The following is a 10997-nucleotide window of genomic DNA, read 5'->3' as shown; positions in this document are numbered from 1 at the left end:
CCGCCGCTGACCGTGGCGGCAGTCGTGCCGTCATAGGTCTTGTCGGCCGCAGTCGCGCCGCTGACGGTCAGCGTGGCGGCATTGATGTTTGCCGTGGTCGCGCCGCTGCTGCTGGCCAGCACGTAGTTGCCGGCATCGCTGCCGCTGATGGCGAAAGTCTCGGTGACGGTCTTGCCGGTGCCGGCGTTCTTGTCGCTGAAGCTGCCGCTCTGGCTCAGCGCCACGGTGTCGCCGCCGACCAGGCCGCTCAAACTGCCGCCGCTGACCGTGGCGGCAGTCGTGCCGTCATAGGTCTTGTCGGCCGCAGTCGCGCCGCTGACGGTCAGCGTGGCGGCGGTGATGCTGGCCGTACCCGCTGAAATCAGGTCGTAGCCCTGCTGGCTGGAATACAGGCCGCCGACGATGATGGCGTAACTGCCCACATTCTTGCTGCTGGTGTCGTAGCTCGCGGTCCCCAAGATGAGGCCGGTGTTGGCACCTGGATCGCTGAGGGTGTAGCTGCTGCTGAAGCTGGTCGTGCCGTCATAGGTCTTGCTGACGTTGCCGGCCGTGACGGTCAGCGCGGTCAGGAAGCTGCGCAGCAAGGGCATGGTGTTGCCCTCGTAGATGCGCCACACCGCGCTGGTGCCGCCGGTGGTGGCGATGTCCCAGCCGGCGGCGCTGTAGATGCTGGCGCTGGTGGCTTCGCTGCCGCTCAGGCCGCGCGTCAGCGCATCGACCGACCCCGCTTGGGTGCCAACGCCAGTGTTGCCCGCACCGAGCCAGAACGATGCCGTGATGCTGCCGGCGTTGTGGCCCACCAGGCTGCCCAGAACGCCGGAGCTGCTGACGGCGCCGGTGGCGTAGGTGTTGAGGACGCTCCCGGCATTCCAGCCCATCAGGCCGCCTGCATAGGCATTGGACGCACTGACGGCCCCGGTGGCGTAGGCATTGCTGATGCTGCCAGCGCCGCTTCGGCCCACCAGACCGCCGGCATAGTCATTGGATGCACTGACGGCGCCCATGGCGTAGACATTGTTGATGCTGTTGGTGCCGCTGAAGTTGAAGCCCACCAGCCCGCCCACGTCGTCCGTGCCCGTGGCGGTGCCGATGGCGTAGGAACTGCCGATGCTGCCGCTGTTGCGGCCCACCAAGCCGCCCACCGCGGTGGTCCCGCTGACGGCCCCCGTGGCGTGGGCGGCGCCGATGCTGCCGTCGTTGAGGCCCACGAGGCCACCGACATTGATGCCGGAACCACTGACGTTACCCGTGGCGTAGGCATCGCTGATGCTGCCGCTGTAGTTGTAGCCCACCAGGCCGCCCAGGGAGGCGACACCGCTGACAGCTCCCGTGGCATGGGCGTTGCCGATGCTGCCGAGGGAGTTGTAGCCCACCAGGCCGCCCACGACCCCAGCTGCGTTGGAACTGCTGACAGCGCCCGTGGCGTATGCATTGCTGATGCTGCCAAGGTCGAGAAGGCCCGTCAGTCCACCAACATGGTTGCCCGCGCTGGTGACGGCACCAGTGGCGTATGAATTGCTGATGCTGCCGCGGTTGTAGCCCACCAGGCCACCGACATCGTTGCCGGTGCCATTGACGGCGCCGGTGGCGTAGGCATCGCTGATGCTGCCGCCACTGCCGGCGCTGTGGCCCACCAGGCCGCCGACATCGTTGCCGGAGCCATCGACGGCACCCGTGGCGTGGGCACCACTGATGCTGCCGGCGTAGCTGAATCCCAGCAGGCCACCAACGCTGTCGCCGGCGCCATTGACATCGCCCGTGGCAAAGGAATTGCTGATGTTGCCGCCGAAGTTGAAGCCCACCAGGCCGCCCACACTGTTGGCCCCGCTGACGGTTCCCGTGGCGTAAGCATTGCTGATGCCGCCTTCGTTGTGGCCCACCAGACTGCCCACCTCGTCGCGGCCGGTGACTCTGCCGCCCAGCAGGCCGACGCCTTGGATCACGCTGCTGCTGCCGGCCTGGCCGAACAGCCCGACCTTCGACGTCGTGCCGCGGTTGATCACCAGGTCAGTGATGGTGTGGCTTTGGCCGTCCAGGCTGCCGCTGAACGCCACCGTGTCATTGCCCACCGGCGAGAAGCCGGCCGTGGTCCACATGCCGCTGGGGTTGGCGCCGGCGGTTTCGCTGGCGTCGACATCGGCGGCCAGGCTGTAGCTGGCGGAGAGGTTGTAGGCCATCAGCTGCAGCTGGTGGGCGTTGCGGATGCTGGTGGAGTACTCGCTGTACAGGAACGGGCGGGTCGCGCCTTCGACCATCACCCACTGCGGGTTGCCGCTGCCGTCCTTGGCCACCCACACGCCGGAGCCCGAAACCGTTTCGGTCCAGGTGCCGAGGTTGGTATAGCTGCCGTGGCTGTAGGCGGTGCCGCTGGTGACAGCGTTGACGCTGGTGACCGTGCCGCTGTTCGTACCCACCGCGGCGCCTTGGCCCGTGGTGCTGCTGTCCCAGTAGGCGTTGCCGATGCTGCCGTCGTTCAAGCCCACCAGCCCGCCAACGTTGGCGCCCCCCGAGACGCTGCCGGTGGCATAGGCGTTGCTGATGCTGCCAAGGTTCCAGCCCACCACCCCACCGACGTAGCTGGTTCCCGAGGCGCTGCCGGTGGCATAGGCGTTGCTGATGCTGCCAGCGTTCACGCCCGCCAGCCCGCCGACGGCGGTGTCTCCTGAAACGCTGCCGGTGGCATAGGCGTCGTTGATGCTGCCGCCGTTCGTGCCCGTCAGCCCGCCGGCGGAGCCGGCAGTTGCCAAAACGCTGCCGGTGGCATAGGCGTTGCTGATCGTGCCGCCGTCGTTCCAGCCCACCAGCCCGCCGGCGTTGAAGCCGGCCGCCGAAACGCTGGCCGTGGCATAAGCGTCGCTGATGCTGCCGCTGTTCCAGCCCGCCAGCCCGCCGACGTTGTCGCTGGTTCCGGCAACGCTGCCGGTGGCATGAGAGCTGCTGATCGTGCCGTAGTTCCGGCCCACCAGCCCGCCGACGTCGTCGCCAGTTGCCGAAACACTGCCGGCGACATAGGCGTTGCTGATGCTGCCGCTGACGCCGCTGTAGCCTGCCAGGCCGCCGACGCGGTCGCCGCCCGACACACTGCCGCCGACCAGGCCCAGATCACGGAGGGTGCCGAAGTTTTGCGCGAACAGGCCCACGTAGTCGGCGCTGCCGGCGCTGATGGTCAGGTTCGAGATGGCATGGCCCAGGCCTGCAAAGCGGCCGCTGAAGGGGGTGCTGGCCGAGCCCACCAGCGCACTGGTGTAGGTGATGCCGCCGGCATCGAGGTCCTGCGCGAGCGCGTAGTTGCCGCCCAGGCCGGTGCTGTCAATGGCATCGAGCTGCGCCATGCTGTGGATCAGCGTGTAGCTGGTGCCATTGATGCCCAGCGTGGCGTTGGCACCGCTCAAGGTGATGGGCGCCTTCACGTTGTAGTCGGTGCCGCTGGTGACCGTTCCTGTGCTGGCGTAGTTGCCGTGGTTGAGCACCAACCCGGCGCTGGTGCCCGTGGCAGTGATGGCTGCATTGATGTTGATGTCGTGGTACGCATTCAGCGTCAGCGTGGTGTTGGCCCCCCAGCTCACCGCCGCGTTGACGTTGATGTCGCCGCTGTCCGTGCCCGTGCTGTTGTCGGTGGCCAGCGTGACGTTGGTCGTTGCCAGGTTGGCCGACAGCGTGTCGGCGCCGATGCCGCTCGTGGTGCCGGCCGCGCTGCCGGCGCTGACGGTGAAGTCGGTCGGGTCGACCAGCCAGGTGCCGGTCTTGCCTGTCTCCGACAGCGTGCTGACCTTCGCCCCACCGGCCACCTGCACATGCGCGCCGCTGGTCTCGATGAAGCCGCCGTCGTGGGCGCCGCTGGCCGAGGCGTCCAGCGTGCCCGCCACCTTGACGGTGCCGCCGTTGAGGCCGCCCAGCAAGAGGATGGTGCCGCCCGCGGCATCGATGCCCTTGGCTTCGATCACGCCCTCGTTGTTGACCACCGTATTCAGCAGCGCATCCTTGGCGCTGGCCGTGAGGATCACCTTGCCGTTGTCGGCGCGGATCAGTCCCTTGTTCTCGGCCAGGGCGTTCAGGGTGCCTTCGTCCACCTGCACCGACAGCAGCCTGCTGCCGCTGAAGTCCAGCGTGATCTTGTCGCCCGCGGCCAGTGCCGCCGTGCCGTTGGCGGTGGTGATGGTGCCGCTGTTGCCGGCCTGCTTGCCCAAGAGGGCCACGTAGCCGCCGGTCAGGCTGCCCTGGTTGACCACCGTGCCCTGGCCTCCATTCGCGCTGAAACTGCGTTTGCCGGCCAGGAAGTCGGCATCGCTCAGGCTCAGCGTGGAGGCCACCAGGCCACCGACGTTGACGCTGGCCGTGCTGCCGAACAGCACGCCGTTGGGGTTGAGGATCCACACCTGACCGTTGGCGCTCAGGCTGCCGTTGATGACCGAGGACTCGGAGCCAACGACCCGGTTCAGCGCAATGGCGCTGGCACCGGGCTGCACGAAGTTGACGCGTTCTCCGGCGGCAATGCCGAAGCTGGCCCAGTTGATGGACAGGTTCTGGCTGGCCTGGGTGATGGTGGTGGTGGCGCCGCTCTGGCTGATGCTGCCGCTACCGGCGCTCACGCTGCCACCGCTGGGGCCAGCCCACGCGCCGCTGGCCAGCAGCGCCACACAGAGCGCCACGACGGCAGCGCCACGGCCTGACGACTTGCCGCGCCCCTTGGCGGTCTCGGGGGCAGGCACGAAGCGTGCGGCGGCGTCGCTCCAGACGAGGCGGTAGGCGTGGTTCATGGAGAAATAGCCCCTGTTTTTTGCATGAAAAAAATTGCATGCTGCCCAGGGCGCACCGGCCCGCATATAGTCAATATTGACTGATTGAAACTCTTTGCAACCAATGTTTTAATTTGCGCATGTCGCTCATGCATTTGCTGCTCATCGACGACCACGCGCTTTTCCGCTCGGGTCTGCGTCTGGTTTTGCTGCAGGGCATGGCCGACGTCGAGGTATTGGAGGCGGCATCCCTGGAGCAAGCCGTGCGCACGACGGACGAGCCCCCCGCGCTGGTGCTGCTCGACATCCAGCTGCAGGGTGTCAACGGACTGGAGGGGCTGGGGCTGCTTCGGCAGCGCTGGCCACAGGTGCCGGTGGTGATGCTGTCCTCCATCGCGACGCCCGACACCATCGCCCAGGCCCTGGCACGCGGCGCGGCGGCTTTCGTCTCCAAGGGCGATACCCCGGACAAGATCATCTCAGTGATTCGCCAAACCCTGGCGCATCTGCAGCAGCCGCCCCTCGCCGGCACCGCCCCGGCAAAGCCCACCGTGCCCCGGCTGACCCCCCGCCAATGCGAGGTGCTGGACCTGCTGTGCGAGGGTCTGCCCAACAAGCTCATTGCCCGGCGCCTGCAGGTGTCGGAGTTCACCGTGCGCGGACATGTGCAAGCGGTCCTGGGCTTGCTGGGGGTCAACAGCCGCTCGCAGGCCACGTTTGCGGCACGCCAAAACGGGCTGATTGGTTAACCGGACTTGCGCAACGCCCCCTGTCCGCCCGAGGGCGGACAGGGGGCGTTGCGTAAGCAAATCCTCAACGTGAAACAGCGCAGGCCCTGGTAGTTTCCGAAGGTTGCCTAGATGAACCCGTCTCCCGCTCCTTCGCCCCTGTCTTCCAAGGCCGAATCCCAGATCCAGTTGCATCAGTTCATCACGTTGCAGAGCAACGTGCCCTTCATCGTCCTTGGCAGCCTGTTGGTGGCCACTGCACTGCTGTGGGTGATGAACGAGGTTATTCCTCTGGCCGTGCTGCTGGTGTGGAGCGGGTTGCTGGTTGGGCACGCGTTGGTGCGCCTGGCATGCTGGTGGTGGCTGCGGCACCAGAGCGTTACGGAAGCGGAGGTGGGCCGCCGGATTCATCTGCACACGGTCCTGTCGCTCGCCTCGGGATTGCTGTGGGCTGGTGGTGCTCTGTGCTTGCTCCAGTACGGCGACATTGAGCACCGCTTGCTGGTCACCCTCATGCTGGCCGGCATGGTCTCGAGCTCCCTGATTTCGCAGACGATCCATCTGCCGACCTTCCATGCCTTTTTCCTGCCCTGCGCGGTGAGTGCCGTCGCGGGCAACCTGATGCTTGGCAATCGCTTGTACCAGGCCGTCGCCCTGACGATTTTTGCCTATTCGCTGCTGGCGGTGCGCTTTGCCCGGACGCTCAACGACAAGCTGACCGAATCGTTGCGGGCTCGCTTCCAGATTGCTGACCTGGCCGAACGCCTGCATGTCCAGAAAGAAGCGGCCGAACAGGCAAACCTGGCCAAGTCGCGTTTCCTGGCCGCCGCAAGCCACGACTTGCGCCAGCCGATCCACGCCCAAGGCATGTTTCTGGACGTGCTGTCGCGTACCCCGCTGTCACCGTATCAAAGCGAGGTGTTGGTCAGCACCCAGTCGGCCTGGCGCGCCTCCAGCGACATGCTCAACACCCTGCTGGACTTTTCGCGCATCGAAGCCGGTGTCGTGCAGCCCCAGATACAACCCTTTCTCCTGCAAGACCTGCTCTACCAGATCGAGAACGACTTCGCTCCGCTGGCCGATGCCAAGGGGCTGGTCTACCGCTCGCGGGAAACCCGGCTTGCCGTGCAATCCGATGCCATCCTGGTCGGCATGGTGGTGCGCAACCTGGTCTCCAACGCCATCCGCTATACCCAGCGCGGCGGCCTGCTGGTTAGCTGCCGAAAACGCCGGCACACCGTGAGCGTCGAGGTGTGGGACACCGGCATAGGCATCGCGCCAGCCGACCAGCAAGCCATCTTTCGGGAGTTTCACCAACTGGGCAACCCCGAGCGCGACCGGCACAAAGGCCTGGGGCTCGGCCTGGCCATTGCCGACGGACTGGCGAGATCAATGGGCCATGGGCTGACCTTGTCATCCAAGCCTGAGCGGGGCAGCGTGTTCCGGCTGGAGCTACCCCTGTCGGTAGCACCCGTGCCGCCTCCGCGACAAAAAGGGCCGCAGTTGCAACCCATGCGGGTACTGGTGATCGACGACGATGCCGCTGTGCGCAGCGCCATGGCGCACCTGCTGCAAAGTTGGGGCTGCCCCTGCGACAACGCCGAATCCCTGGAGGAAGCACTGCCGCTGGCCCTGCAAAACCCCCCTGCATGCATCATCAGCGACTATCGACTGCGCGGGCCACGCACCGGGGCTCACGCCATCACTGAATTGCGTCAGCAATTGCATCGGCAGGGGGGGCGTCATACACCCGCCCTCATCATCACCGGCGACACTGCCTCGGAGCGCCTGCGCGAAGCCCTGGCCAGCGGTATTCCACTGCTGCACAAGCCGATCTCAGCCGAGCAACTGTACCGGGCGCTGGTGGAGTTGCAGACCGATGAGCAACCACGCTAAACCGGTTGTTCGCAATCGAGGAAGCCATCCCCGTGCTCGCAACGGTTGGCAAGGGCGGCGTGCCCCGGAGTACCCGATGCGACGTTGCGCATGAGAAAAAAGACGGGGCATCATGGCCCCCATGGAAATCGAGTTCAAGTTCTGCATTCCCGCCGGCCGCCTGAAGGCCGTCGAAGCCGCCCTGAAGCGTGGCGCCGTCGTGCGCACGCGCCTGCAGGCCCGCTACTTCGACACCGCCGACCAGCGGCTCGCCGCCGACGGCATGGTGCTGCGGCTGCGCAAGGAAGGCCGGCGCTGGGTGCAGACCGTGAAGGCCACCGGCGACAACGCGCTGCACCGGCTGGAGCACAACGTCGACCTGGGTACGGCGGCTGCGGCGCCGCAGATCGATCCGCAGCGCCATCAGGGCACGCCCGTGGGCGACCGGCTTTCGAAGCTGCTGGCCGAAGGGGGCGGCGCGCCGCTGGTCGAGCGGCAATCGACCGACATCGTGCGGCTCACGCGCGACGTGCGCGTCAACGGGACCGGCGGCGCTGTGGTGGAGATGGCGCTGGACATCGGCAAGGTCGTCGCGCACGCGGGCACGCCCGAGCAGCGTGAATCACCGGTGTGCGAGCTGGAGCTCGAACTCAAGCGCGGCGACGTGCAGGGCCTGGTGTCGCTCGCGCGGCGTTGGTCGCAGCAGCATGGGCTGTGGTTCAGCACCGTGTCGAAGGCGGAGCGCGGCGCGCGCCTGCTCGCGGCGCAGGAGACCGTCGAAGCGGCGAAGGCCGAAGCGCCACGCTTCGCCACGCAGCACCCCGACGGGCGGGCCGTGCAGCAGGCCGTGGTGGCATCGTGCCTGGCGCAGATGCTGCCCAATGCCAGCGAGATCGCGGCGGGGAGTACAGATGAAGAGCAGATCCACCAGCTGCGCATCGGCATCCGCCGGCTGCGCACGGCGTTGCGCGAGCTGCCGGAGCTGGGCCAGTTCGACACGGCCGAATGGGAGCCGCCGCTGGTCGACGCCTTCCGCGCGCTGGGCGCATTGCGTGATCGCGAACAGGTCGTGAAGCTCGCGCAGCCCCGGCTGCGCGAGGCGGGTGCGCCGGACTTCGATCCGCTGGCCGGCGGCGATACAGCGGCCAGCACGCTATCGCCCGGTGACATCGTGCGCGCCCCGGCGTTCCAGAACGTGCTCGTTTCGCTGATTGGCTTTACCGCTGCGAAGTCTGTGGAAGCCGCACCGGCGACCGTCGCCACCGAAGACAGCCCGGCAGTTCCTTCGGCACCCGCGCCCATCAACGCCAATGCCGTGCGCCGCCTGCTGCGCAAACGCCTGCAGCGCCTGCACAAACAGGTGCTGCGCGACGGTGAGCGCTTCGAGTCGCTCGATACCGAAAGCCAGCACCGCGTGCGCAAGCGACTCAAGCGCCTGCGCTACCTCGCCGAGTTCGTGGCGCCGCTGTTCGAGAAGGAAGACGGCAGCGCCGTCGCGCGCTACCTGAAAGCACTGCGCCCCGCGCAGGATGCGCTGGGCGAGTTCAACGACGAGGCCGTCGCGCTCGCGCTGTACCGAGAGGCCACCGCGCGCGATGCGCGTGCGTGGTTTGCGGTGGGATGGTTCACCGCGCGGCATGCAGCCGGCGCGAAGGCCTGCCACAAGGCGCTGGCGAAGATCGAGGATGCGCCGCGGTTCTGGAAGAAGAACTGACCGGGCGGCCTAACGAACCGCCATCGCCTCAGTGATGGTGCCCGTGCGCCCCATGAACATGCCGGTGCTCGATTTCCACCGGCAGCGCCGCACGCACATCCGTCACCTGCAGGCTGAAGCGCAGCGCCTTGCCGGCCCATGGATGGTTGCCGTCGAGCAGCACGACCGGGCCCTTGATCTTCATGACGGTGAAGACATGCTCGGTGCCGTCGTCGAGCCGGCCCTGCAACTGGCCGCCGACCTTCACGCCCGGCGGAAAGTCGGTCTTGGGAATGCTTCGCACCAGCGTCTCGTCGCGCTGGCCGAAGGCGTCTTCGGGCGCGAGGTTCAGCACGGTCTGGTAGCCCTTTTCCTTGCCATCGAGGGCTTCCTCGATCTTGGGCAGCGTGTTCTCGTAGCCGCCATGCAGGTAGGCCATCGGCTCGGGGCTCGCTTCGATGAGCTTGCCCTGGGCGTCGGAGACCTTGTACTTGATGGTGACGACGGTGTCTTTTTCGATTTTCATGGGGTGGCATTTTCAGTGGAAACGAAAAGGCCCTGAGCCTTCCCGGAAGACGGCAGCTCCTGCAGCATGTCCATGTGGTCGAGCTTGCTCATCACCAGGTCGATGAAGGCCGACACCGCCAGCGGCAGGTGCTTGCGGCTCGGGTAGACCACGCTGAGCCCCCGGCCGGTGTACTCGTACTGCGGCAGCACCCGCACCAGCCGCCCTTCCTGTTCGTCGCGCGTCGCCATCGCCGGCGGCAGCTGCGCAATGCCCAGCCCGGCCAGCGCCGCCTTGCGCAGTGCCTGGGCGGTGTTGCCGGTGAACCGGCCGGTGACCTGCACTTCTTCTTCCACCCCCTCGGGACCCGTGAGGCGCCAGATCGTGTGGCCGCTGGGGTGCGGTGGCGTCACGCAGTCGTGGTCCGCCAGCTCCTGCAATGTTGTGGGCTCCCCGCGTTGCGCGATGTAGGCGGGGCTTGCCAGCAGGCCGCCGCTGCGGGTGGCCAGCCGCCGGCCGATGTAGCCCGAATCGCGCAGCACGCCGCCGCGGAAGGCCACGTCGATCTGCTCCGCGATGAGGTCGGCGGCCGCGTCGCTGAGCACGAAGTCGAGCTTCACCAGCGGATGCGCGACCAGGAAGTCGGACACCCATTCCATCGGGAAGAAATCGAAAAAATCCGCCGGCGCCGCCACTCGTACGAGGCCGCTGGGCTCCTGGCCTCCGGCCACCAGCGCCTGCCCGGCCGCAGCCAGCCCGTCGACCAGCCCCGCGCACCGGTCATGAAAATCCTGCCCGGCGCTGGTCAGCGTCAGCTTGCGTGTCGAGCGCTGCATCAGCCGCGTGCCCAGTTGCGATTCGAGCTGCTGGATGCGCCGGCTCACGGTGTTGGGCGGCAGGCCCAGCCGCCGGGCCGCCTCGGCAAAGCTGCCGTGGCGCACCACCTGCACGAACATGGCGACGTCGTTGAGGTCGAACATGGCGGGTTGATTCCTTCAATTTTTGGACGAGTGCAATCCGACTCTACCGTCTAGTCGATTAATGGGTGCGTGCCTAACCTTATGCCCATGACTTCTTCATCTACTTCCTCTCCCATGCAGCGCCGCATCGTCTGGGGCGTTCGCATCCTGCTCGCGCTGGCTTTCGGCGCCGCCGGCGCCTCCAAGCTGGCCGGTGTGCCGCAGATGGTCCAGGTGTTCGACGCGATCGGCTTCGGCCAATGGTTCCGCTACGTGACGGGGCTGGTCGAGGTCGGCGGTGCGCTGCTGCTGCTCGTGCCCGCAACCGGCTTCTTCGGTGGCCTGCTGCTGGCCGCGACCATGGTCTGCGGCGTGGCCACGCACCTGGTGCTGATTGGCGGCAACCCCGTGCCGGCAATGGTGCTGGCGCTGCTGTCGGGCTTTGTCGCCTGGCGCCTGCGGCCCGTGCCCCGGCCGGCCGTCAAGGCGGCCTGACCTCCT

Annotated in this window: 7 protein-coding genes; 4 read left to right on the top strand and 3 right to left on the bottom strand. The window is 67.1% G+C overall.

From position 1 onward, the window contains the following. The coding region (locus AC07O3_RS07485; RefSeq protein WP_495338964.1) for a beta strand repeat-containing protein at positions 1-4757 on the bottom strand (4757 nt) is incomplete at its 3' end. Between the two features lie 128 nt (positions 4758-4885). Here AC07O3_RS07485 and AC07O3_RS07480 point away from each other — a divergent pair. The 3 genes from AC07O3_RS07480 (at position 4886) to AC07O3_RS07470 (ending at position 9053) form a co-directional block, all read left to right on the top strand. Next, positions 4886-5485, top strand: a complete 600-nt coding sequence (locus AC07O3_RS07480) for a response regulator transcription factor (protein ID WP_256216731.1) — start codon at positions 4886-4888, stop codon at positions 5483-5485. Positions 5486-5596: 111 nt separating this feature from the next. After that, a complete protein-coding gene (locus AC07O3_RS07475; RefSeq protein WP_256330750.1) occupies positions 5597-7360 on the top strand; it encodes an ATP-binding response regulator in 1764 nt (587 codons plus the stop codon). Between the two features lie 112 nt (positions 7361-7472). Then, entirely contained in the window at positions 7473-9053 is a 1581-nt protein-coding gene (locus AC07O3_RS07470; protein WP_495338963.1) for a CYTH and CHAD domain-containing protein, read from the top strand. A 28-nt stretch (positions 9054-9081) separates the two neighbouring features. Here the strand turns inward: AC07O3_RS07470 and AC07O3_RS07465 are convergent, their stop codons facing one another. After that, entirely contained in the window at positions 9082-9558 is a 477-nt protein-coding gene (locus AC07O3_RS07465; protein ID WP_093055094.1) for an FKBP-type peptidyl-prolyl cis-trans isomerase, read from the bottom strand. Next, the gene (locus AC07O3_RS07460) at positions 9555-10517 is read right to left on the bottom strand and encodes a LysR family transcriptional regulator (RefSeq protein WP_495338962.1); all 963 of its coding nucleotides are present in this window, start codon (positions 10515-10517) and stop codon (positions 9555-9557) included. The genes AC07O3_RS07465 and AC07O3_RS07460 overlap by 4 nt, the downstream gene beginning before the upstream one ends. Before the next feature lie 87 nt (positions 10518-10604). Here AC07O3_RS07460 and AC07O3_RS07455 point away from each other — a divergent pair, with 87 nt between their 5' ends. Next, positions 10605-10991, top strand: a complete 387-nt coding sequence (locus AC07O3_RS07455; RefSeq protein WP_495338961.1) for a DoxX family protein — start codon at positions 10605-10607, stop codon at positions 10989-10991. The last annotated feature ends 6 nt before the right edge of the window (positions 10992-10997 follow it).

It is taken from the genome of Variovorax sp. GW821-FHT09D05, from assembly GCF_059416325.1.
This window is presented reverse-complemented; position numbering and strand designations above follow the sequence as displayed.

Excerpts from the sequence above, each read along its gene's own strand:
- AC07O3_RS07475 (WP_256330750.1), top strand. The coding sequence starts at position 5,597 with ATGAACCCGTCTCCCGCTCCTTCGCCCCTGTCTTCCAAGGCCGAATCC.
- AC07O3_RS07455 (WP_495338961.1), top strand. The coding sequence starts at position 10,605 with ATGACTTCTTCATCTACTTCCTCTCCCATGCAGCGCCGCATCGTCTGG.
- AC07O3_RS07480 (WP_256216731.1), top strand. The coding sequence starts at position 4,886 with ATGCATTTGCTGCTCATCGACGACCACGCGCTTTTCCGCTCGGGTCTG.
- AC07O3_RS07465 (WP_093055094.1), bottom strand. The coding sequence starts at position 9,558 with ATGAAAATCGAAAAAGACACCGTCGTCACCATCAAGTACAAGGTCTCC.
- AC07O3_RS07470 (WP_495338963.1), top strand. The coding sequence starts at position 7,473 with ATGGCCCCCATGGAAATCGAGTTCAAGTTCTGCATTCCCGCCGGCCGC.
- AC07O3_RS07460 (WP_495338962.1), bottom strand. The coding sequence starts at position 10,517 with ATGTTCGACCTCAACGACGTCGCCATGTTCGTGCAGGTGGTGCGCCAC.